Source organism: Agrobacterium sp. rho-8.1, assembly GCF_033957725.1.
In the GTDB taxonomy this organism is placed as follows: domain Bacteria; phylum Pseudomonadota; class Alphaproteobacteria; order Rhizobiales; family Rhizobiaceae; genus Agrobacterium.
In genome coordinates, this window is record NZ_CP192794.1 from 17,544 (window position 1) to 38,312 (window position 20,769).

Here is a 20,769-nt window from a genome sequence, read left to right on the forward strand (position 1 = left end):
TCACCCGTAGAGCAATCCGAACCATGTAACGATGACAGACGAGATCGTTATGAGACCACCAATCACGATGGCAAGCAGGCACCCCGCTACGCTTCCTCGTGACTGCATCATCGCGTGGCTATCCTCCATCAACGTCGAGTGCAGCTTCATGCCCGCATATCCAGCAAGGACAACGCCGCCAACCCCGGCGAAGATGAGTGCAACGGTGCCGTAGTTCTGGAACATCGAATCCAGATTGGTGATGACATTCGAAAGGTCACCTTCGGTAGAGTTTACGGCCACACGTCACCTGTCGGGTTTACTTGGAAGCTTCAACGGTAACCTGCTGCAAGAACACGATACCTACATCAGTGCCAGCAGGGCTCGACATCGTCGGCTTGCGCTGGAAGTTTCTCGCCATAACCTGCGAAAGATTGTTGCCCAGAGGTTCAAGCGTAGCGAGGCCAACCTTCTGCCAATCAATACCTGCGCGGCCAGATGTGGTGGCAAAACCATCAGAAATCGTTGTTTGGGTATCATTGCGAACTAGCTCTTGGCCAGCTTGCCCGAGGCCCTGAAGCAGGGAGCCTGCGACAAGGCCACTCCATCTGGATAGGGTGTGGCGATCAACTTTTGCCGCCACGCCTGGTCGAACCTCGTCAAGAGTCGCGGCCATTGCTTGAATCGGTGCGGTGCGACCATCACGCAGTGTCATCTGCCTGAATGTCACTGCTGCCTGGTCGTTACTGTAGGTGACCTGGCCTGCCAACACGCCGCCGTGTAGTGGGCCATACGAGCCGTTGCCACGCTGATCGTAGATCGTGGCATAGACGGGCAAGCCCCTTGGATCTTCAGAATTGAAGCCAACCTTCAAGCTCGCGTAGAAAACATCACCTGGCTTGGCTGCGAGGATAACGGGACCGGAAGGTTTGCCTCGCCCGTTTCCGTTGCCAGCACCATTACCGGAGCCGTTGGATTCTTTTTTCGGTGGCTCTTTGTAGCCCTGAATATTGATATTGGGCTGCGCGTTGTTGGCGAGGAGCTGGTTGACCTGCTCCTGCACCTTCGCTGCGAGCTGGTTCCTGCGATCATTCTCGGCCTTGATCCGCTCCCGCTCGGCCGCAACCTGCACCTCCTGTTGCGGGTTCGGCTGACGCTGGACAACAACTCTTTCCGGCACCTTGATGTCTTCCGGCCGGATCGGTTTCACTTCCGGCAATTCAAGGCCAACTGGCGGTTTTTGAGCCAAGGGGCCATCAGCACCCATGTTGACTTCCTCAGCAATGACCGGGGGAGCCACATAGCTTTGATCAGGCTGCTGCTTTGCTTCTTCAGCCTTCTGGTCGTTTGCAGTCGCGCGCCGAGATGCTTCTTCCTGCCCAACGGGACTGAGCATGTCCGTATTGAGGCGCGGAGCATTCTGCGAAAGGTTGGTAGGTGAATTGCCACCCTGATCGACCGAAGGTCCACCAGTCGTGAGCAATACGACACCAGCCGCGACGATCACGGCCGCTCCACCGGCTGCGATATAGTATTTCGATGCTGCCATGGTGGTCGCCCCTTAATAGCCGATTGAGATGACGCGCTCGGAGCCATCTGCTGCCGAAGCGAGGACGCGGGAGGTTGCCGCACCAAAGCGGAAAATGTTCTTGTTGTTTCCGCTGGCGATCGCCTCATAATCCGGAGTGATCACCTTGTACGGAGCCACCAGATAGAGGCTTCCCTGGTAGAGCCAGGCGGTAGCGTTGCCATCATTGGTATCCATCCGGGTAGCACCGCTGGGCGGCGTGCCGTTAAGAAACGCTTGGTAAGCGGAATCTGGGCCACTTTCTACCGGCTTACGAGGCCGCTGCGCCCTGGCAACCGGCTTGGGTTTTTTGCCAGTCGGCGAAAGCCCCTGAACATGGACAAGAACAGGAACGTCGATGAACTTCTTGGTCTGGTCATCGCCGCTACCCGCTACGAACACGATCGGTGTGTTGATGTCCTGCAGTTGGACTGAAAACGAACTCCAGGTCCAGAAACGGCATGGGGTGACCGTGATGAACGTTGGGCGCTCATCAGACAGGGGCGCTGGCGCGTTATTAGCGCCACAGCCCTGCCCGTTGACTGAATAGAAACGTGGATCGAAAGCGATCGACGCAATCGGCCAGGGGTTTCCATACTGGTCCTGAAACGAAATAGGTGACGGGATGTTCTGCGCGAGCCAAAGCTGTTCCGGTCCCTGTTGCGGCCCCTTGATATAGGTGATGTCTCGCCGCCGCGCTGAGGGCAGTGATTTGCCCGCGTAACCGGGATAAGCGGTTGCACCCTGAGCATCGAGCTTCTGGTTATTGACCGCGCCAATGTCACCCGGTCCCAACATCGTGCCAAGATTTTCCTTCACGACGCCTTCTCGAAGCTTTTCAAGCTCGGGATCTGGTAGATCCTTCGGGCCACCAAAAGGATAGGCCGGCTGCGTGATCGGCTCTGCTGGCTTCAACACAGCACAAGGATTGGCCTTGTCGCCGCAATCCTGCGGCCCCGGTCCACGACCTTTTTCCTGAGCGCTGGCGTTACCCGCCAAGAGTGCCATCACGGCAGCGCCAGAAACTAATGTTAGTTTTATCCCCATGTCGGCCCCGTCATCTCGAAACTTCTTGCGTTGATGTGATCCCGTCGATCGCAATACCATTGGGATTAATGAACGACGGATCGACACGAACGACCGTCATGACCAGCACGCGACTTTCCGGCTTCGATACTTCCGGCGTGCGGTAATAAATCACCAAGGGAACCTCGACCTTCCAGTAGAACCGGCCATCAAGCATCCCTGTTTCGGCGATGCGTGGGGGCTTATTCCCCAACAGAGCCGAGACGGTGTAATAACCCTGCTCAACGCGCTTTATCGTATTCGACCCGCTCAAAGCGGTGGAATAAGCCCGCTGAGCATTAGTTGTCAGATAAGCATTCATGGCGTTTTGGATCTGGCGACGCCAATTGAGGTAGTCATAAGAGTTCAGCTCAATGGCTGCATCCGCTGCCATGTTACGAACACGAGCGTCAGATACGTTTGGCTGATCGAGCGTGATCGCCTCACACACTGCTCTCGCATCCTGCGTCCAAACGAACTGCTTTATCGGGAACCAATTGCGCAGCGCGTAGAGAGAAAACACGTTGAGCACGAGCGACATGAACAGTGTAATCGCCAATGCTACGAGGACAAGTCTGAGGCTTTTTGATACCGCTGCGGCAGCACTATTCTCAAAGATGATCTGATCTTTGGTTTTCATTGAGTTGGCCCCTGCGGCATCGGTTCATCTACGACTTTCACCTGACAACCGAACACGCCGCCATCAGCCACATAGGGGATGACCTCGGCAGCTCTGAAGACTTTCGGCACGACTAAAAGATTGACCACGACCGACACGACCAAGGCACTCAAAACGAAAGCAACTGCGCGGTGAAGCGCAGCTATCCGATTGTCTTGAACGCTTGGGGCTTCCATCTTGTCGTCGGATGGAAACCCGAACCTTGGGATCGTGAATGCCATATGATTATTTCCCGTAGGCGTTCATAATGGCGGTCTCATCACCTTCGGTGTATCCGACGTGTGTCTCGAACGTTCCATCTGCTTTAGGGATTAGTGCGAACGGAACGCCGGCCTGAACGGATGGCGGAAGCGTCTTCGCCATGAGCACAAACGATCCGAGATTTTGCTCCAGCGAAGATTTGTGAGCATCCGAAGGCGTGATTGCAGTCAGCTTCTTGTCGAACGCCGCGCGCATGGCCTCCTTGCCACCGATCCCTGGCTTGTCTTTTTCCGCCTGAATGATCGTCGCTCCCGGCGCAATGCCTCCATTTGCGGGAGCCAGTGCGGAAATTGGAATCCAGTGGATCGGAGCCTTCCCGGCAATGTTGTCATAGAGCTTGTGGCAATACGGGCAGCGCGGATCAAAGAATATCTGGATCGGCGGAAGATTGGCCGTCGCTTCAGTCTTTCCCGAATTATCGGTAAAGCCCTCAAGTTGCGAAACGATTTTCAGGATGTCTTTCGAACTTGCCTGAAGCTGAGGATTCGCCGGATTTGTCGAAGCCGGTAGCGGCGCGGGCTGAGCCTGCACTTGTTGGAAAGGCTGAGCCTGCGGTGCCTGGAACTGCTGTGGCTGCTGCGGCTGGAATTGTGGGGGCTGCTGAAACTGCGGCTGCTGATACTGGCCCTGATACTGCTGATATTGACCAGCCATCTGGCCTGCGTACGGCATCTGTGGCGGATACTGAGGCTCGCTCTGACGAACAAACATGTATGTCGCCATCACGGTCATTGCGATCAATGACACTCCTGCAACGCATCCAAGCGCAATTATGCCGGCCTTACCCATCTTCGCCCTCGCCTCGACTGATTCACTCAATTCAGGATTAACCACGAATAACCTCACCCTTTACGTTAATCAACCATCATGGTCTAGGATCATGGTCGATCTCAACGCTGACTTCAGCGTTTTTCGACGGCTCGTCAACTGCCCTTGGCCCGTTTTCTATGCGTTCATTAGTGTAATCACGTTTTAGGTAGTCGATGTGACGCGAATATCTTTCAAATTCTTGAAGTTTAGGTGGAAGCTTAACGCTATCCAAGACGCTTTTCGATATTGCTGCAACGTCGGCTGTGGACACCTTAATGCCCTCATCGCGGAACTGAGATGACAGCTGATCGTTAATCTTACCCTCCATCGATTCAAGTGATCTTCCAATCGCTTGCTTATAACCATCGACGGCGGCGAAGCTCGCTCGGATCTGCCCATCCGTCGCATGAGGATCATTGACCGTCTTTTCGGCCTTTACAGATGCCGCCATCGCTTCATTGGCCAGCTTCTCTATTGGTCCCATCAAATCCTCGTAGGCCTGCAAGCCTCGCTGACGGTAGAAGCCTTGCTCCGTTATCGCACGTTTCGGATCAACGGCATTCTCGGAAAAGGCCCCAAGCTTAGTCTCGTTGTCTTTGATGCCCTCGATCAGATTGTCGATCCTAAGCTGCTGCTCCTCGCCTAGCTCCGTTTCTTTGGAATAGGTATGGAGCGTGAGACGAATAAGCTCCTTCGCGTGCGCCCTCGCCTCCTGGTCGGTCGAGGAAAGCTTGAGGTTTTCAATCACGCCACGGATGGGCTGCATCGTGCGGGCATCCAGTATCGCACCGCCAACAATCTGTTGCTCTGCGACTGTGAAGTTCATTTCGACCTTTGAATACGCTGCTTTTACCGCATCGGCATAGCCGGGCTCGATTATGTCCTTCATGGCGCTGCCTGCGCTGGCACCCCTCGCTACTTCCGTCGCCGCTAGTGCAAGCGCCGTCTTCATCCCTGCATTTTCCGCCCAACCGTCGGCGACATTGACAAGGCGGTTGACCCGATCGGTGGTTGCGAAAACCTCCCTGTCGATTGCCACCTTATTGAGATCGACCTTGAAGACATCCGTAAGCCGCGTAGTTGACCCGTCCTCATTCTGGATTGCCAAATCACCCGGCATGCGATGAGCGGCTGGAAACTCCTGGCTCGTCCGCTTGTCCTGCACCATCGCCTTTGTCGCGATGAGAGTTGGGTTTTCTGGTAGTAGGCCCTGGTCGCGCGCGACCTCAACGAGTTTGAGCGCAGCATAGGTCGCTGCAAGTCTTTCCTGCGCGTGGCCAGCAACATTACCTAGTGGGCGACTGGATGCATCCCTGTGCGTATTCTCATATAGTTCGGCAAGAAGTTTTTCAGGATCGGGCCTTGCATCGTGAATGAAACGGCCGGCCGGCTGAGGCCGCGCGTTTGTTACCTCGATAATGTTCGACTGCGCCTTCTCAAACTCTTGCCGAAGCCCGACAGTCAGCAACTGCCTACGGCCCGGATCGCCGGTCATGCTGATGTGGTTTGCAATCGACGTGTAGAGATCATCCTGACGGCGCGACGATAGATCTCTCGCAATATCAGGATGATGTGACAGAAAGGTTTGGGCAGCATGCTCGCGCTGCGCGTCCAATAGACGGCCATCAGAATTAGAGCTGCGCATAATACGGGCCATCTTTTTCCTCAATTTGATCGCTGTTGGATATGACGGTGAGCGCGACGGCGCGGGCATCTGGTCGCTCGACCGGGGGAATGTCTTGGCGAGCGCTTACATGACACAGGCAATCCATCAGCTCGGAGCGTGTTAGCTCGCCCCTACGGGCCTTCCTAAGTGCTCTCTGATATTTTGAGCTGCTGAATTGGTAACGAAGGTTTCCATAGCCGCCGAAGGCTTGGAGCAACGCACCTCGCGCCTCCCAAAAACCCACAAAATCATCGTTTCTAACGACGACTTCATCCGCATCATATGTCGGCATAGCGCTCTCGTTCGGTTCACCATAACGAGTGCCATACTAATCGTTTTGGTGTTGTCGTCAATTGGAGTGACGTTTTCAAAACTTGGCGAATGTCTATTCGAAACTTGTGAATTACACTCAGATCTAATTGAAGAAGGCATGATCGCACGCATATTCGCGTCTAGTGTCACCACATCGCAAGCGGGTAAAAGAACCGCTCACGTTGTCGCCTATAACATTGATATAGAGAGAAATTCTTTATTTGCGTTGAGGAAGCGATTCAACGATAGTAGACGCTAGAAGCGCCATCGCTAAATGGGGTGAAGATGACTTAATCGTTACCCGCTATCGATGAGCTAGGTTTGTGACCAACAGGACACCAAATGTCGAACTCAGAAATCAAACAAAAAAATCCGCAGATTGAAGACCAAATCATGGATCGCGCTGTGGAAATCCTTACCGCGTACCTGTCGAATCCCACGACGCGCCTCGATCACAAGGACATTCCCGAAGCATACCGGAATATCCGAGACGTTCTGAAAGAGGGACTTGGCCTTGCTGCGTCTGAAGAAGACAAGGGCGATCTGAAACCAGCAGTCCCGATCAAAAAATCATTCACCGACGATCACATCGTCTGCCTGGAATGTGGCGGCAAATACAAAAGTCTCAAGCGCCACCTTGGCCAGATCCACGATATGACGACGACGGAGTATAAGGCGAAGTGGTCGCTTAGTGACGACTATCCGCTCGTTGCGAAATCCTACTCACAGCAGCGCTCCGAGCTGGCACTGAAAAACAATCTCGGTGAACAAGGCCGCATCAACCGCAAGCGGAGCTAGTCAACGACGCTTACCCGTCCGTTTTGACCGTGATTTCTTTCCGCCCATAATTGCGTCAATACTCAGGCTGGCCGACAGCTTATCGATCGCCGGCCAACCTTCTGGCTTTTCAATCTTCCCCTCGTCTATCGCGCGTTGGATCAAAGCGATCTGAGCCTCGCTCGCCGGCTCGGACTTCAAACGCTCCTTAAACGCCTTGTCAGCCCGCTCTTTCGCACCCGTCAGCCAATCTCCAAGCCTTGATCGATCAGTCAACGCTTCTGCCGGGATCTCCTCCCCGAGCTTCTCAGCCAATTTCTGCGCGAACTGGAGCTGAGGCGTTGTCGGCACCGTCAATGCCGACAGATCAACACCTGTTCGACCAAGCTCCTGCTGGATCAAGTTGTCGGCCTGGGCGACAACATCGAGATATGTCGCTTTGCCGGTAGCAACATGATCCAGCTTCACCTCCACATCGCGCGTAAAGTCATACTCCAGAAAACCGAACTTTCCGGTAAGCGCATCGATCGCGCGAAACGCCTTGTCGGCCGGATGCACATGGTTCTTTTTCTCTTCTACATAACCTCTGAACATGATGTTGGTGATGATCGCTGCGTAGGTCGATGGCCGACCAATGCCAAGCTGTTCGAGTTTTTTGATCAGGCCTGCCTGCGAATAGCGAGCCGGGGGCTCTGTCACCTTCGACAACACCTCGCCCTTCTCTGCCCTTAGCGCCGTCCCGACTTCCAAAAAGGGAACATTGCCAACCTCTCCCTCGCCTTCATCGGTTTCGTCAGCCGCGTCCGTTGTAGTGAGGGCTCGCCAACCTTTCGACTTCAAAGTGTTTGATCGCGCCTGGTAGTGGAATATCATTCCGTGCCCCTCGCCCACCATGCCGACCATGACAGATGCATAAACGGCATCAGCTAACTGACTGGCGATAGCCCGCTTGCGAATTAGGTCATACAGTGCCTTCTCATCATTGGTCTCCCCTGCCCGCTCTGTAGCAACGTGCGTTGGCCGAATGGCCTCATGAGCCTCCTGCGCATCTTGCTTGCTGCCAAATTTCCGCGGCCCCTTGGGTAACAGCAGATCCGCTGTTGCGGCATACTGGCGGATTTCAGCGATCGCATCATCGCTTAGGTTCTGGCTATCTGTCCTATGGTAGGTGATCAAACCCTGTTCAAATAACGCCTGGGACACCTTCGCAGTGTGCGCCGGCTTAAACCGGAGCTGAGCGCTCGCCGCCTGGAGAAGGGTCGATGTCGTAAAAGGCGGTGGCGGAGCCTTTTCCACATCCTTCATCTCGCTTTTGATGACCTTCAGATCCCGAACAGAAGCTGCCTTTCCGGCCAATTCTTCATCAAGAATGTACTTGCCACCCTCCGGCAGGTAGCGCTTCACGAACCAGTCTGCCGACCATTTAGCGTCGGCGAAATGAAGCTTCGCTTGAAAATGCCTGGTTTGCTTAAAGCCGGTAATCTCGCGCTCTCGCTCGACCACCAGACGTACTGCAGGGCTCTGAACCCTGCCAGCGCTCGCACGCTCCTTGAGCATGTGACCGAGCACCGGGGAGATGGTGAAGCCAACAAGCCGATCAAGTACGCGCCTGGCTTCCTGTGCGCGAACCAGATCGATATCGATTTTCCGTGGAGCAGACAGTGCTGCTCTGATCGCCGCATCCGTTATGCTATCGAAGGTCACCCTGCGAGGATCGCTCAGCCTCAGCACCTCGGCAAGATGCCAGGCGATCGCCTCTCCTTCTCGATCAGGGTCAGTCGCGAGATAAACCTCATCAGATCTCACGGCCAACTCTCGTAGCTTAGCGACGACACCCTTTCCTCTTTCGGTGAGCTGATACATCGGCTTGTAATGAGGTCCGACGACCCCCGCCTGGTCTTCCGGCAAGTCCCGCACATGTCCAACGCTTGCGGCGACTGTCCAGTCGCCACCCAAACCAGAAAGAATCGAACTGATCTTCTTCACCTTGTTAGGAGACTCGACAATCATCAGCTTCATTGCGATACCCACTGTAATGCGTTAGGTTGTCGGGGGGCATTGCCATGCGTATTAACGTTATTGACGCCGACTATGCGAGCTAAAACCTGTAGGTTGATACGATTATTGTAGAGGCTTAACGTCTATGATCGCTTTCGACAACACATAAAGAGGTAATGAAAATGATGTTGAGCGCTTCATTCACGAAAACGGACATCGAGAACTCGCAAATTTCATCGCGATTACGTGACGCGCTTCTTCTCTCTTTCGCTGACAACGTCGATATGCCGAAGACGATCGAGGTCGATGGACAGGAATATGTTGTCGATGACGACGAAATATCGACTATGTGGAAAGATGACGGGTCTACCTCGAATGTGATCTTCATTTTCCCCGGCTACGCCCGATGGACAAAATGGTCTGACGCCGATGGCCACGACAGCTTCAGCGTTGATTTTACCTTTACGGGTGATCGGTCCCAGGATCTTGCAGCACTCGAAAACTTCAACGCACAGATAACGGACTGAGCATGGCCAGGAAAAACAAAAACGACAACGGTGACGAACCAAAGAACCCGTTGCGGCACCTGCGGCCACGCCTGGTCCCTTTCCGGCTGCATCCGTTCAAGCAACAAGTGCGGAATGTAGCCGAACAGGCCTCGTTCCTATCGAAGCTGAAGTCATCAATAGATGCAGAAGAACATATCTGCCCCAAATGCGATGCCAGGATGGTGTTCAAAGCACAGGAAGGAGAAGGGGCAGCATCTCTCGTTTGCACTTCATGCGACCACTCAGAGCCGCTTTCTATCAACCCGATTGAGGCAATGGAACGCTCACACCGTTTCATGGATCAATCGAACCAGATGTTCTACGTCGGCCTCGGCGCGGCTGTTCTCGCATCTCTGATTTCGATGTGGAATGGAAGCGTCTTTACTTTCCTCGGCGGCATCCTTCTTGGCTCCATACTTTGGGTCCAATCAGCAGGCATGCGCTATCGAGCATGGCAATACTCCAACATGCGCGTTTACGAGCGAAAATCGCCGTTCAAAGAGTGGCTACGATCTGAACTGCCATTCTTTAAAAACAGATCAGCTTAGGCGGGATTAAGGTTCGCGCAAATATTTCCGAGCGTAATCTCCATACCGACTGTGTTGCCAATGATGGCTCCAACATCATCGATAAAGAAGCACAAGACCCCGCCGATGAAGAACACGACAGGTCCGAATGCGGTTTTGTTGTTTCGACCCGTTGCAATGCCGTTCGCCTGTATCGCCGCCGTGGCTATCGCGATCGAGCCAATAAACATAAAAAAGTATGCAAGGCTTTGGTGAAATAGATCACAATAGGGAGTGCTTTCCCCTCCCCCAATATAGGAAAACATATCCAGGGTCCGGTCGCCACCCAAGACGAATGTGTTGGCAGCACGCCAGAGCAGCAATGGCGAGACGACCATTGCGCCGGCTAGAAACAGTCGAAATGGTATGCTGCCCTTTGACGGCAGGCGGGGGGAAACCTCTCCTATAGCATGCTGATATGCATCAACTAACGCCAAGATGCCAATCGTAAGTCCAGCGAGGCCCATAAACGTATAAACAAGCGTTGTCGCGGACGGCAGAACGACGGCAAGTTTGTTAAAAAGGGTAATAAGATCGGGCATACCAGACTTGCTCCGTTACTTCCCGCTCAATTTTTGGAAAGTTTCAGTCTGAGCGTTGATGACCAAGACAGCTTGCGAGAGTGCTTTCTCGAGCTTCTCCACCCGATCCTCCAGGGCTGCGGTTCTGTTCCGAAGCTGCTCAACCTCAAGAGGGATCGATGGAGCGAAGCTCGGCTGGGTGTACGTCCGAGCCTCCGATTGTTCAGATTGGTACTGCCAGCGCGACCCACCCTCGCGAGGCTCGTTCTGACCTTGCTGCTGTTGTTGTGTAGGTTGCTGTGTAGGTTGTTGTGTCGGCTGTTGTGCCGGCTGCTGCTGTGCGTAAACAGGCCCGCTCGCTAGTAGCGATGTGAGTATGATTATTGTTGGCCGATTAAGCATCTCAGGCTTCCCTTGGTCTTTAGCGTCGGGTTTCCCGGTGGCATTCAAAACAGTCGCGCGGGCTACCCTTAATTTGGCGATATGATCTGCCACATCGGGTGGGATACGGCTTCCACTTTTTTGTCAGCCCTCGGCCGAAACCAAATCTTCTGCAGGCTCTTCGTAAACGTTCGGCACAATCGTGCAGAACTCCAGGCGCTCCTGATCTGTCATGAACCGCCAGTCAATGGCATGCTCGATTAGTTTAATGAGCCGCAACTCATGCAGCACATCCAGAGCGGTGTCGGTAAACTCGTTCTCCATCGAACGCGCAGCGAGATCGTGTGCATCGGCAGCAGATAGACCGTTGTGCAGGGCCACGCAGACGCGCTTACCTGTTGACGGCGAAACCATGTAGACAAGCGGTACGTACCGTAGAACGTCATTGGCCTCTGTCACACAATTCTCCTGCCATTTTATTCCCTTATGAACGTTGTCTGGATAATTCTATCCTTTTACAACGTTTGACTATCGGCATATTTTAAGACATTTTGGCTCTTTGGGGTAGGCTTAACGCTTATCAACGTTCCTGCTCAACCATGCTGAACGATTACGAATTAGTAATTCTACCGTCTTTGGGTGTCAACCTAAGACTTACTCGTCTACCAGGCCTAAAATCACCCGTTGCATTTTATTAAACGTTGATCGTCACCAGATGACTGGCGTATGGACGTATTTTGACCATCGCATGCCCCATGATATGATCATGGCTTATGTGCCTCGGTTTTTGACGTTTCTCAAGTCAAGACAACCAGTCAGCGATATATTGCTATAACGTTGTTACATTACTGCATCATCCCCACAACCATCGTTAATCTCCTTATCTCAGCGCACCCCCCCTTTTTTCCATGCTTCACGTCCAAGAACCCATTTAGTTAAATCAGCTCTTCAATTGATTTTGGTGCATTTTCTTCAACCCAACAAACTTTTGTGGTACCACAAGGTACCAACTGCCTTTAGGTGCAGTTACCGGCATTTGCATCGTGGCGCATTATTTTGATACGGGTTGACTGGTGTTGGTGTGTCTTGCATTGATTTAACCGCTGTTAACTGATACTGGTATATGTCAACACGGGTTAAATGCATTCGGTGCGCGTCGATACGCATCAGTATCAGGTCGCAGCACTGAGGCAGCTCAGGAATTCAAGCACCAGGAACGGAACGAAGATGCCAACAATCGCAGTGATGAGCCCAAAGGGCGGAGCTGGAAAATCGACGGTTGGGCTCATGCTCGCAACCACCTTCAACAGAAACGGCGCTTCCGTTGCCATTATGGACAACGACCCTCAGAAGACACTGAAAAAGTGGAAAGAGGGGAGGAAGGGTGAACTGCCCGTCCTAACCAAGTGCGACATTGAAATTGTCGCTGACATCGACAATGACGACTTCTTCGACGTCCTAAAGGATCTTCGCGAGAGAAATCAGATCGTAATCCTCGACACACCAGGTCGCGCGACCCTTGTCCTTTCCCGCGTCATTTTGCGCGCCGACCTCGTCCTCATCCCTGTTCGTCCTAGCCCCGAAGATATAGATCAGGCAATCGAAGCTATTAAGCTGATCCGGGCTGAAATGGAGGGGATTGGTCGAACAGTAGCTTACGCTTGTGTCATGACAGAAACCCCAGGTTCGGACGCCTTTAAATCGAAGATCCATAAAAAGTTCGAAGAGTTTGCAAGGGATGAAAACGTACCGATTCTCCAAACGCAACTTCGAGCGCGCGAAGCTTTCAGAACCGTATTTCTGGACCGTATTGCAGTTCATGAACTAGACCCCGATCAGGTCTCAGGTGTTGAAAAGGCTATTGCAAATGCTGAGGAACTAGCAGGCGAGGTGTTTTCACTTCTGTCTCCACGCAAGGAGGACGCAGCATGAACCAGACGAAAAGATTTACCCTTAGCGGTGTAGCCAGCCTACCTCTGCCTGAAAAAGAGGACGCTCCTACCAGCACGGAGATCGCAGCAGCAGATCGAGCAGCCGAACGAACCGGCTTCAAGGAAGTGGAACAAAAGGTAGTTTCCACTCGTAAAAGGAAAGAACCTACCACGCAGATATCGGTACGTCTTCCTCATACCGTCGCCGAACGACTGCGGGACTACTGCGAAGACAACCGCTACACTTATGGTCAGATCATCGAGATCTGGATGAACGAAAAGAACATCTGAGGGCAGGGCAGGGAGTCCATGATGCCGAACTCTACCACCATAGTCGCCGAACTGCCGGCGCAGACGCTTGTCGTCCAGATAAGCATTCGTGTTGCGGATCTACCAAAAGCGTCGGTAGTGCCCGCCCAAGACGACAAAGGCCGCACTCAGGCGCAGCCAGACGTAGTCCTCACAATACCGTATGGAGGATCACCAGCTCGGATGGTTAGAGCTCGGATTAAGGGCCGCTCATTTCGAAGGCTAATGAACGAACTCTCCCTCTATCCGAACCCGCCAGAAAAGCTCGTCTTGACAGGTCGCCTTAACGCGGCAGACGAAATCGAAGGTGCAGGCTTCCTGCGATACACAAAGGATGTATGCGTTGCCGACGACAGAAACCTCGTCGCTTGACGAAACCTTTTACCGACATTTCTTCTCTACTGACAAAGATGCAAGAGAGAAGGCCGAAGCGGAGCTGGATGAGCGTCTAGGACAGCTCGCCTCCGATGGCGTCAGCCGTTACGAGATCACTCGCCAGATGATTTGTTCAATCGTGAACGCTCAAGAGCGCCGCGACGAGGAGATCAAGTCTCAGACGGAATTTGCTACCACAAACGGCCGTCCAAGTTCGACAGGTGATACAGGACCGTCTACGCGATCGTCGCGGCGCAGAACATCGGCGATCTCAAGCATTTTCTGGATCACGGTCATTATCGTAATCGCTGCTTTCGCCCTACCCAAAGTTTGGTAACGGTTGACGTAAACAGGACCGGCTCTACAATGCAAATATCCCTTGCACACATCAGGATATCCCACGTAGGATATTCGGATATTCAATAATGGATATCCCGCGAGGTATTTCAGATGCCACTTTTTATCAAAGACGACGCCGTAGACGAACTTGCCAAAAAGTACATGGCGCTTTCAAACGCGACGACGAAGTCAGATGCCGTTAAGCAGGCCTTACTGCAGGCCCTTGAGCGCCATGAATCCGCCCCCACAGCCATAGAGATTGCACGTAAGTATCGGGAAGCACTGAGAGCCAACGCCGGCCCGAACCAACTTCCGGCCGATAAGCCGTTCCGTGATAGCTGTTACGAGGGGAAATGATGTTTATCGACGCTTCAGCAATCGTCGCAATGCTCACCGATGAACAGAACGGGGATCATATCGCCGGGAGGATGCAAGCGGCCAAAAGCCGCCTGACATCACCGATCGCCGTTTTCGAGGCAACCATTACCGTTGCGCGGATACTCGACCTCCCCATCGGCGATGCCAAAGCCTCCGTCGAGAGCTTTATCGAAGCCCAGGGGATGAATATCGTGTCAATCACGCCCAAGGCAGCGACATTAGCGATCGATGCGTTCGATACTTACGGAATTGGACGGCATCCAGCAGCACTAAATTACGGCGATTGCATCGCCTATGCTTGTGCAAAGGCATACCGCAAACCACTCTTGTTCGCCTCGAGCGGTTTTACCAAAACGGACATCCAACCTGCCTGATACCTACCTGTCACGGCCTGGTTCCCGCAACGGAACGGTCGGTGGCTCGATCCCCATGTCATCCTGTTGTCGAGCCGTGCCTGGACGAGCCTGACCGTCAGGAGATCGGGAAGCCCTGGCTAGCTCGCTCCGCTGCACAAGAGATCTCGCCTTGGTTTTGGATGCCTCGCTTACAGCAGCTAACGAGCTTGACGACGGGCGCACCATGACAGCCCCTGAGCGAGCATAGCTCCGCTTGCCATAATGGGAAACTGCCGTAACGACCGACCGATGCCCCATTGCGGCGGCGACCTCGCCGGCCATCAAATCAAGATGCTCTTTAGCATTCGCCGAGAACTGATGGCGGCAATCATAGATCCGCAACCTCTTCCATTTGGAACCGATCTTCCGACGCCGCACCAAGTCATCGACAACCTGACGGAATATTCGATTTACGTTCGGGCCGTGCGTCTTTCTCCATTCCCTGCCTCGACACCAGACAAGGGTGCGCTCGATCGTCGCGAGTAGGGCAGGGGAGGAGCTGTCATCAATGTGCAGCTCCCTTACTGGCCCATTCCCACGACCAGGAACGCCTTCAGACGCCTGTCGATACTTCGCATTCTCGACAACGAGCACCCAACCTTTGCGCGCGACGAGTTGAGCCGCTCCAAATTCCTTCTGGCGAAGACCTGTCGCCACCATCGCGATCATGAGATCTGCAAGCCGGTGAGCGTTCTCGTCCGTCCGCTTCAGTAGGGCAGCGACAACCTCTTTCAACACTAATGGCTCAATATGACGAAGCAGTTTCTTGGACTTGGTCTGTGGCTTCTCAACGATATCGGTTGCCGTCAGGAAGGTGCCGGCGAACACCCCGCCATATGTCTCGCGCAAGTACCAGGTCACCGCATTTCGATATAGCCGCCACGTCTTTTTGGACAGGCCAACTGTCAATTCCTGAAGGGCATCTACCCACCGCTTAGGATCACTGACATCGCTGCCGCGCTCTTCATGCCACCTCAAAAATCGCCTTGCGTGAGATCCGTAAAGCTCTTCAGTCGACTTACTGACAGACATCATAGCCATCCCACTTTTCGCACTTTAGATTTCCCCCCTACTATATTGTATCTGATGTAAGCGAATTGTAGCCGCTTACATTCCATTGCATCCGCTGACATCAGGCAAGCTAACTGCATGTAAAATCATTCTTTTTCTAATTGCCGGCAAGGCTTCCCGAACTCACGTTCGGTTTGCATGGTAACCAAACTGATTTCTTCGTCAATTAGATTGACATGAAAGCCCTCGTAAGTCATCGTGATGGCGCAAATATCCATCTTTTTCAATGAGATATATCGATGGAATTGGCTGTAAGCGGATTACATCCGATTGAATCTATTACTGGATTCGAATTACGGCAGGGAAACATCGATTGAATTCCGGAGAGGTATCAATGAGCAGGCAAATGATGATCGGGGCGATGCTGGCAATGGCGGCGCTCACTGGATGCACCACCACTGAAGGTCAGCAATCGACCGACGCTTTCGTGGCGCGAGAGATGTCGAAGCACGGCGTTCAAGGAAGCACCGCAAAAACGACCTCTGCACCTGATCGCGTTCTCGTAGCACCATCATCTTAGGAGTCTTCATCATGGCATCGGCAGAGAAAAAGGTCGCGGCACCTCTTGAAGAACCGCAAATTGAAATCCTCGTTGCGATCGACGATGGTCATAGCGAGATCAAAGTTGCGTATTTCGAAAATGGTACATCCGGCCCGATCAAGAATTTCTCCTTCCCATCGAGGACGATCCGCGGTTGGGAAGAAATGGACGCAACCGGGGCGGCTCCGCCCGACGCCTATTTCGCTTTTGATGTTGCCAACGCAAACCCGGCCGATCTAGCTCAAGCCTCACCGATGCTTGTAGTAAACCGTGGCCGCTCCGGTAGTGACAACGAAAACCGAACGCATGACTACCCTACATCGGATCGTAATCGCGTCTTGGTCAATCATGCCCTACACACGATCGCTGCCGGCAGGAACGTCTCGTTCACCTTGGCCACTGCCCTGCCCTATTCAGATTTCCACATGCCGGCCTCGGGCAAACACAATGTGGAACTGATCGCAAAGAAAAAAGAGAACATCGCCAAGAGTGTGATGGCGATCGAACCGCGCACGTTGAAACCCAAAACGACAACCTATTCAATCGATGACCAAGCGGTGTTCTCCGAGGGTGTCGCTACCTTCTTTGACTGCATGATGGGTTACGACGGATCGTCGGTGCAATCGAACAAAGAGTTCGCGGCACGGTTCGAACATTCGACCTCATATGCTGTGATCGATATCGGCGGGAAAACCACCGACATTGTGTTCGGTTCGTGGAGCGGAAACTTCGCCGACCAGACGATGATTAAGACGAAAGCCTCGACCAGCCTAAAAGAGGGGACGCTCGATGCTGCTGACCAGCTCGGCGAGCTAATCAAGCAAAAGCTTGAACTACGCAGGGTTTCAGATCCAGAAAAGGCACTTTTCAATAAACAGATATCCGTCTTCGGGGAGCTGCATGATGTTAGCGCTGAAGCTGATATAGTTCTTGATGCGCTCTATCTGAAAATCAGAGAGCCCCTTTTGCGCCACCTGGAAGACGCTTCCGACCTCGCATATGTCATTTTCGTAGGCGGCGGCTCAATGCTTTTGAAGGAAAAGATTAGGACGCTGTTCAACCCCTCTGTGGTCCTCATTCCTGCGCAGCCTCAGTTTGCAAACGCTAACGGCATGCTCAAGGTTATGAAAATGCTGCATGCCGCCAAGGCACCTCGCCGGTAAGGTCATCTCATGGTGAAACGAGCGGCACGCAAACCTGCATCCGATAAGTCGATCCGCAAGGACGGTTTTGTCTTCGCCTCATCGGGCCTTGACGCTGTCCTTGTGGATTATCTGTACAAACAGGTACCAGATGGCAAGCGACGCGATCAGATGAAACGGTTGATGTTACTCGGTTTGATGCAGGAACTTGGCATCCAAAACGACAACATGTCTTTTATTCCGCCTAGACCAATCGGAATTTCAAACCGTGAACATCCGTCAACGTTAGAGGAGCGTTTTCTTGAACGCTCATCGTCTACGGAGACTTTCAATAATGTGCGTTCTCGTCTAATAGAGAACGACAACGACGGTTCAGTTACCGTTGATGATCTTGTTAAACCGAGAACACCAACGTCTAGCGCGGGACCTTCTACAGCATTCGGATCGAATATGGAGGATGAAGATCGTCCAAAAATCGATGTACCGACCGTTGTAGAAGGTCCCGAATCGTCAAACGACACGATCAATGGGCTTAACATCCAAGCGTTTATGGCCTTCAAGGGGTGATGGTTAAATGAATTTCGGGGATCGCCGTTCGCTTATACTGGCTTCAACGTTCCTGGCTTTGTCCTTTGTGACATCCCAGGCACAAGACGCCAGCGAAACAACCGTCTTGACCTTTGGGGGAAACCAAGCAGCGACGGCTCAGCAACAGGCCCAGGCTAACGCATTGGCGGCGGCACAAGCCCAAGCACTCCCAAATGGCGGCGGTTATAACCCCGGCGTGGGTTACTACAATCCAGGCGGCGCGACGGGCGGTCAAGCCTACGGCAACGTGCAGCTTTGTGGTGCGCCACCGTATGTATACCCCTGCTCATACGGTGGCGGTGGACAGCAGAGCCCATACGGGCAACAGTATCAGCAACAACCTGAAGCGAACGCAGCTCAGCAGCAGCAGACTTTTGGTCTGAATGATGGCGCGCCCGCAGCGACATTCTCTCGCCAGCAAGGCAACTTTATCGATCAGTCGCCTTCTACCACCACCGGAGGGACTGGAAACACTGCCGGCCCGATCACGGCAGGCCCTCCCGCGTATAGCGGTTCATACGACGGCGGGACCTATACGCGCGCAGACATTATGAACCCGAACTCGTCTTTTTATTCGGGCGAGGCGAGGGGAAATAATGTTCGTCAGACACAGATCCGCAATGCCGCATATCAGGTTGGTATCAAAGCAGGCTTTGCTGCCGAAGCTCAGAGGATCAACAATTCTCTTCTGAAATATCGGTATTCGATGGATCAGAAGTTTGATTTCCGGTCTTTGTTGGAAGCAAGCGGCGCAATCGTTCCTCCCGTCATCACGACTGTGACAGATGTTATCGAGCGCCGTTCGGCAACGTACCTGTATCTCACGACCGGCGCGTACCAGATCGTGCAACCAGCTTACGTGACAGTAAAAGAACCCGCTTGGCAGGATTACATGATGCTGGACGGTGGCGGCCCGACACCCCCAAGTGGCATCAAAGTTAAGGATGGTGCAGACAAATCCGTTTGGGCTGAAGCTGCTCGCAATGGATGGGAGAGGGGCGTCAAGGAAGCTCGCGCTCAGTTTACGGCTGGCCTAGATCGGCTCGTTCGCGACTATAATGGAATGAAGACCTATCATCGCCTGGCCGACGAGGGCGCGGTGAGCTTGACCAAAGTCAACATCACCCACAAGGGCGGGGCGATTTATCTAAACGGTCGCAAAGCGGTTGGTGAGCGCATCAATGTCAAGCTCACCGTTCAACCAAAATTCAAGAGCACCAAGGCCGTAGCAGCCTCGCTTGAAAAGGACCGCCTGGAGAACAAAGCTCCACGAGGCCGGTAATCATGCTGAAGCTTCATGAGAGATACGGAACCTGGCTCGGTGGCGTCGAAAACTCAGGTATCCGCCTTGACCAGAAGGAAGACCTCCGCGCCCTGCTGACGACGGCGGTCAGAAACACTGTCAGTGACATTTTCATCCAGACTGGTAAGCCGGTCATGGTCTCCCTTCACGGCAAGATGATCGGCATTACCAACCCGGTCAAAAAGAGCGTGATGGAAAACGTCATGCGTTGGATCACGAACCAAGACTCTGTTGTCGCGCGGCTTCAGTCAGGGAACGATTTCGACTCCGCGTTTTCGATTGATGATACAGAGCGGGTCGATGATGACGGCTATCCAATCAAGCATCGTTTTCGCCTCAACCTCACAGCCAACTATTTTGATGGGGATCTCGGTTATCAGGCCTCACTTCGATACATCCCGTCAAATCCGCCCACATTCGAAACAGTGGGCTTGGAAAAGGAAATCATCCCTCATCTCGACAGTGGTATGGGCTCCGTAATTTTTGCGGGTGAAACTGGTTCAGGCAAAACCAGCACTATTGCTGCTGCCATCATGGACGTTCTGGCCGGCAACACGACGATGAAGGGCAACATCCTAACGTATGAGGCCCCGATCGAGTACACATTCGATCATGTGCCGTCAGCGACATGTATCATCTCTCAGACCGAAATCGGGCTTCATCTCCCCTCCTTCGCCGCTGGTGTGCGCAATTCGCTACGCCGCAAGCCTGGTCTCATTCTGATTGGAGAACTTCGCGATGCTGAGACAATCTCGGCATCTGTAGAGGCCGCTAACAATGGCCATCCCATCTACACGACAACCCATGCCAACAGCACGGATCTTACCTTCAAACGCCTGTTCGAGAAGTTTCCTTCGGAATATCAGAGCCAGGCATTTTTCTCCATTCTAGCTACCACCAACATGATCGTGGCTCAGCGCCTAGTACCCCGGAAAGATCATCCAGAGAGATATGTTTGTCTGCGCGAGTGGATAGTCATCGACAACGACATTCGTCGTGTTCTTGAAGAGGCCGGGCCAAGCAAATACGACCGGGTCATGCGCAAACTGCTAGACAGCGGGGAGCTTGGCGACAAGGGACGTTCGATCAAGAAAACTGTCGAGATGCGGTGGCGCGAAGGAATTATCAGCGACGAAACGGCTCTGTGGGTGCTTCGTAATTTCGGCTACCACCGCGTCAAGATTGAGGATCTACACTGATGTGGTCGAGGCGCGCTTTCCTTTCGGGCCTTGCTGCATCTGCATATGCGGCTGCTGATCATGCATTC

Annotated in this window: 26 protein-coding genes; 14 read left to right on the forward strand and 12 right to left on the reverse strand. The window is 53.3% G+C overall.

The features are described 5' to 3' along the window. The 8 genes from RMR21_RS25980 to RMR21_RS26015 form a co-directional block, all read right to left on the reverse strand. Positions 1 to 282 carry a hypothetical protein gene (locus RMR21_RS25980; RefSeq protein WP_234625046.1) on the reverse strand — a complete coding sequence of 94 codons (282 nt, stop codon included), beginning with the start codon at positions 280 to 282 and terminating at the stop codon, positions 1 to 3. 16 nt (positions 283 to 298) lie between these two features. Next, positions 299 to 1,528: a DotG/IcmE/VirB10 family type IV secretion system protein gene (locus RMR21_RS25985; protein ID WP_234625045.1), complete on the reverse strand. Its 1,230-nt coding sequence runs from the start codon at positions 1,526 to 1,528 to the stop codon at positions 299 to 301. A gap of 12 nt (positions 1,529 to 1,540) precedes the next feature. Continuing rightward, on the reverse strand, positions 1,541 to 2,593 hold the full coding sequence (locus tag RMR21_RS25990; protein ID WP_320201738.1) for a DotH/IcmK family type IV secretion protein: 1,053 nt from the start codon (positions 2,591 to 2,593) through the stop codon (positions 1,541 to 1,543). Between the two features lie 10 nt (positions 2,594 to 2,603). Further along, positions 2,604 to 3,251, reverse strand: coding sequence for a DotI/IcmL family type IV secretion protein (locus RMR21_RS25995; protein ID WP_234625043.1), 648 nt, complete (start codon positions 3,249 to 3,251; stop codon positions 2,604 to 2,606). Beyond that, positions 3,248 to 3,511 carry a hypothetical protein gene (locus tag RMR21_RS26000; protein WP_234625042.1) on the reverse strand — a complete coding sequence of 88 codons (264 nt, stop codon included), beginning with the start codon at positions 3,509 to 3,511 and terminating at the stop codon, positions 3,248 to 3,250. The genes RMR21_RS25995 and RMR21_RS26000 overlap by 4 nt, the downstream gene beginning before the upstream one ends. A 4-nt stretch (positions 3,512 to 3,515) precedes the next feature. Then, positions 3,516 to 4,292, reverse strand: a complete 777-nt coding sequence (locus RMR21_RS26005) for a thioredoxin domain-containing protein (protein WP_234625041.1) — start codon at positions 4,290 to 4,292, stop codon at positions 3,516 to 3,518. 124 nt (positions 4,293 to 4,416) lie between these two features. Then, the gene (locus RMR21_RS26010; protein WP_234625040.1) at positions 4,417 to 6,018 is read right to left on the reverse strand and encodes a hypothetical protein; all 1,602 of its coding nucleotides are present in this window, start codon (positions 6,016 to 6,018) and stop codon (positions 4,417 to 4,419) included. Continuing rightward, a complete protein-coding gene (locus tag RMR21_RS26015; RefSeq protein WP_234625039.1) occupies positions 5,993 to 6,319 on the reverse strand; it encodes a hypothetical protein in 327 nt (108 codons plus the stop codon). Before RMR21_RS26015 ends, RMR21_RS26010 begins: the two co-directional genes overlap by 26 nt. A 413-nt stretch (positions 6,320 to 6,732) precedes the next feature. Here RMR21_RS26015 and RMR21_RS26020 point away from each other — a divergent pair, with 413 nt between their 5' ends. Then, positions 6,733 to 7,137: a Ros/MucR family transcriptional regulator gene (locus RMR21_RS26020; protein ID WP_498672872.1), complete on the forward strand. Its 405-nt coding sequence runs from the start codon at positions 6,733 to 6,735 to the stop codon at positions 7,135 to 7,137. Here RMR21_RS26020 and topA read toward each other — a convergent pair whose 3' ends face one another. After that, positions 7,138 to 9,135, reverse strand: coding sequence for a type I DNA topoisomerase (gene topA / locus RMR21_RS26025; RefSeq protein ID WP_320188619.1), 1,998 nt, complete (start codon positions 9,133 to 9,135; stop codon positions 7,138 to 7,140). A 161-nt stretch (positions 9,136 to 9,296) separates the two neighbouring features. Between topA and RMR21_RS26030 the strand changes: the two genes are divergently transcribed. Next, positions 9,297 to 9,641 (forward strand): hypothetical protein, encoded by a 345-nt coding sequence (locus tag RMR21_RS26030; protein ID WP_234625036.1) that lies wholly within the window; start codon positions 9,297 to 9,299, stop codon positions 9,639 to 9,641. 2 nt (positions 9,642 to 9,643) lie between these two features. Next, positions 9,644 to 10,210 carry a hypothetical protein gene (locus RMR21_RS26035; RefSeq protein ID WP_320188621.1) on the forward strand — a complete coding sequence of 189 codons (567 nt, stop codon included), beginning with the start codon at positions 9,644 to 9,646 and terminating at the stop codon, positions 10,208 to 10,210. Here the strand turns inward: RMR21_RS26035 and RMR21_RS26040 are convergent. Continuing rightward, complete coding sequence (locus RMR21_RS26040) at positions 10,207 to 10,770, reverse strand: hypothetical protein (protein ID WP_320188622.1); 564 nt, start codon at positions 10,768 to 10,770, stop codon at positions 10,207 to 10,209. The genes RMR21_RS26035 and RMR21_RS26040 overlap by 4 nt on opposite strands. A 504-nt stretch (positions 10,771 to 11,274) precedes the next feature. After that, entirely contained in the window at positions 11,275 to 11,589 is a 315-nt protein-coding gene (locus RMR21_RS26045) for a hypothetical protein (RefSeq protein WP_320188623.1), read from the reverse strand. Between the two features lie 768 nt (positions 11,590 to 12,357). Between RMR21_RS26045 and RMR21_RS26050 the strand changes: the two genes are divergently transcribed. The 6 genes from RMR21_RS26050 to RMR21_RS26075 all read left to right on the forward strand — a co-directional run bounded on the left by RMR21_RS26050 (position 12,358) and on the right by RMR21_RS26075 (position 14,836). Continuing rightward, positions 12,358 to 13,062 (forward strand): AAA family ATPase, encoded by a 705-nt coding sequence (locus RMR21_RS26050; RefSeq protein WP_234625032.1) that lies wholly within the window; start codon positions 12,358 to 12,360, stop codon positions 13,060 to 13,062. After that, positions 13,059 to 13,352 (forward strand): hypothetical protein, encoded by a 294-nt coding sequence (locus RMR21_RS26055; RefSeq protein WP_320203508.1) that lies wholly within the window; start codon positions 13,059 to 13,061, stop codon positions 13,350 to 13,352. Before RMR21_RS26050 ends, RMR21_RS26055 begins: the two co-directional genes overlap by 4 nt. Before the next feature lie 243 nt (positions 13,353 to 13,595). Continuing rightward, positions 13,596 to 13,742, forward strand: a complete 147-nt coding sequence (locus tag RMR21_RS26060; protein WP_320188625.1) for a hypothetical protein — start codon at positions 13,596 to 13,598, stop codon at positions 13,740 to 13,742. Beyond that, positions 13,714 to 14,082, forward strand: coding sequence for a hypothetical protein (locus tag RMR21_RS26065; RefSeq protein WP_320188626.1), 369 nt, complete (start codon positions 13,714 to 13,716; stop codon positions 14,080 to 14,082). The genes RMR21_RS26060 and RMR21_RS26065 overlap by 29 nt, the downstream gene beginning before the upstream one ends. A gap of 113 nt (positions 14,083 to 14,195) precedes the next feature. Beyond that, positions 14,196 to 14,441 (forward strand): type II toxin-antitoxin system VapB family antitoxin, encoded by a 246-nt coding sequence (locus RMR21_RS26070; RefSeq protein WP_320188627.1) that lies wholly within the window; start codon positions 14,196 to 14,198, stop codon positions 14,439 to 14,441. Beyond that, the gene (locus RMR21_RS26075; protein WP_320196645.1) at positions 14,438 to 14,836 is read left to right on the forward strand and encodes a type II toxin-antitoxin system VapC family toxin; all 399 of its coding nucleotides are present in this window, start codon (positions 14,438 to 14,440) and stop codon (positions 14,834 to 14,836) included. The genes RMR21_RS26070 and RMR21_RS26075 overlap by 4 nt, the downstream gene beginning before the upstream one ends. Before the next feature lie 3 nt (positions 14,837 to 14,839). On the opposite strand, the gene RMR21_RS26080 is transcribed toward RMR21_RS26075, so the two are convergent. Next, the gene (locus RMR21_RS26080; protein ID WP_320196644.1) at positions 14,840 to 15,898 is read right to left on the reverse strand and encodes a site-specific integrase; all 1,059 of its coding nucleotides are present in this window, start codon (positions 15,896 to 15,898) and stop codon (positions 14,840 to 14,842) included. Between the two features lie 364 nt (positions 15,899 to 16,262). On the opposite strand from RMR21_RS26080, the gene RMR21_RS26085 reads away from it, so the two are divergent. From RMR21_RS26085 to RMR21_RS26105, 5 genes are read left to right on the forward strand one after another with little or no spacing between them, the layout of a single operon-like run. Beyond that, the gene (locus RMR21_RS26085) at positions 16,263 to 16,448 is read left to right on the forward strand and encodes a hypothetical protein (protein WP_320188630.1); all 186 of its coding nucleotides are present in this window, start codon (positions 16,263 to 16,265) and stop codon (positions 16,446 to 16,448) included. Between the two features lie 11 nt (positions 16,449 to 16,459). Continuing rightward, on the forward strand, positions 16,460 to 17,632 hold the full coding sequence (locus RMR21_RS26090; protein WP_234625026.1) for a ParM/StbA family protein: 1,173 nt from the start codon (positions 16,460 to 16,462) through the stop codon (positions 17,630 to 17,632). 9 nt (positions 17,633 to 17,641) lie between these two features. Beyond that, entirely contained in the window at positions 17,642 to 18,178 is a 537-nt protein-coding gene (locus RMR21_RS26095; protein WP_234625025.1) for a hypothetical protein, read from the forward strand. Between the two features lie 7 nt (positions 18,179 to 18,185). Then, positions 18,186 to 19,481, forward strand: coding sequence for a type IV secretory system conjugative DNA transfer family protein (locus RMR21_RS26100; protein WP_234625024.1), 1,296 nt, complete (start codon positions 18,186 to 18,188; stop codon positions 19,479 to 19,481). 2 nt (positions 19,482 to 19,483) lie between these two features. Continuing rightward, positions 19,484 to 20,701 (forward strand): type IV pilus twitching motility protein PilT, encoded by a 1,218-nt coding sequence (locus RMR21_RS26105; protein WP_234625023.1) that lies wholly within the window; start codon positions 19,484 to 19,486, stop codon positions 20,699 to 20,701. Positions 20,702 to 20,769 lie beyond the last annotated feature (68 nt).

Coding starts and splice junctions, on each gene's coding strand:
- RMR21_RS25985 (WP_234625045.1), bottom strand. CDS start 1,528: ATGGCAGCATCGAAATACTATATCGCAGCCGGTGGAGCGGCCGTGATC.
- RMR21_RS25990 (WP_320201738.1), bottom strand. CDS start 2,593: ATGGGGATAAAACTAACATTAGTTTCTGGCGCTGCCGTGATGGCACTC.
- RMR21_RS25995 (WP_234625043.1), bottom strand. CDS start 3,251: ATGAAAACCAAAGATCAGATCATCTTTGAGAATAGTGCTGCCGCAGCG.
- RMR21_RS26000 (WP_234625042.1), bottom strand. CDS start 3,511: ATGGCATTCACGATCCCAAGGTTCGGGTTTCCATCCGACGACAAGATG.
- RMR21_RS26010 (WP_234625040.1), bottom strand. CDS start 6,018: ATGGCCCGTATTATGCGCAGCTCTAATTCTGATGGCCGTCTATTGGAC.
- RMR21_RS26015 (WP_234625039.1), bottom strand. CDS start 6,319: ATGCCGACATATGATGCGGATGAAGTCGTCGTTAGAAACGATGATTTT.
- RMR21_RS26020 (WP_498672872.1), top strand. CDS start 6,733: ATGGATCGCGCTGTGGAAATCCTTACCGCGTACCTGTCGAATCCCACG.
- topA (WP_320188619.1), bottom strand. CDS start 9,135: ATGAAGCTGATGATTGTCGAGTCTCCTAACAAGGTGAAGAAGATCAGT.
- RMR21_RS26030 (WP_234625036.1), top strand. CDS start 9,297: ATGATGTTGAGCGCTTCATTCACGAAAACGGACATCGAGAACTCGCAA.
- RMR21_RS26035 (WP_320188621.1), top strand. CDS start 9,644: ATGGCCAGGAAAAACAAAAACGACAACGGTGACGAACCAAAGAACCCG.
- RMR21_RS26040 (WP_320188622.1), bottom strand. CDS start 10,770: ATGCCCGATCTTATTACCCTTTTTAACAAACTTGCCGTCGTTCTGCCG.
- RMR21_RS26050 (WP_234625032.1), top strand. CDS start 12,358: ATGCCAACAATCGCAGTGATGAGCCCAAAGGGCGGAGCTGGAAAATCG.
- RMR21_RS26055 (WP_320203508.1), top strand. CDS start 13,059: ATGAACCAGACGAAAAGATTTACCCTTAGCGGTGTAGCCAGCCTACCT.
- RMR21_RS26060 (WP_320188625.1), top strand. CDS start 13,596: ATGAACGAACTCTCCCTCTATCCGAACCCGCCAGAAAAGCTCGTCTTG.
- RMR21_RS26070 (WP_320188627.1), top strand. CDS start 14,196: ATGCCACTTTTTATCAAAGACGACGCCGTAGACGAACTTGCCAAAAAG.
- RMR21_RS26075 (WP_320196645.1), top strand. CDS start 14,438: ATGATGTTTATCGACGCTTCAGCAATCGTCGCAATGCTCACCGATGAA.
- RMR21_RS26080 (WP_320196644.1), bottom strand. CDS start 15,898: ATGGCTATGATGTCTGTCAGTAAGTCGACTGAAGAGCTTTACGGATCT.
- RMR21_RS26085 (WP_320188630.1), top strand. CDS start 16,263: ATGAGCAGGCAAATGATGATCGGGGCGATGCTGGCAATGGCGGCGCTC.
- RMR21_RS26090 (WP_234625026.1), top strand. CDS start 16,460: ATGGCATCGGCAGAGAAAAAGGTCGCGGCACCTCTTGAAGAACCGCAA.
- RMR21_RS26095 (WP_234625025.1), top strand. CDS start 17,642: ATGGTGAAACGAGCGGCACGCAAACCTGCATCCGATAAGTCGATCCGC.
- RMR21_RS26100 (WP_234625024.1), top strand. CDS start 18,186: ATGAATTTCGGGGATCGCCGTTCGCTTATACTGGCTTCAACGTTCCTG.
- RMR21_RS26105 (WP_234625023.1), top strand. CDS start 19,484: ATGCTGAAGCTTCATGAGAGATACGGAACCTGGCTCGGTGGCGTCGAA.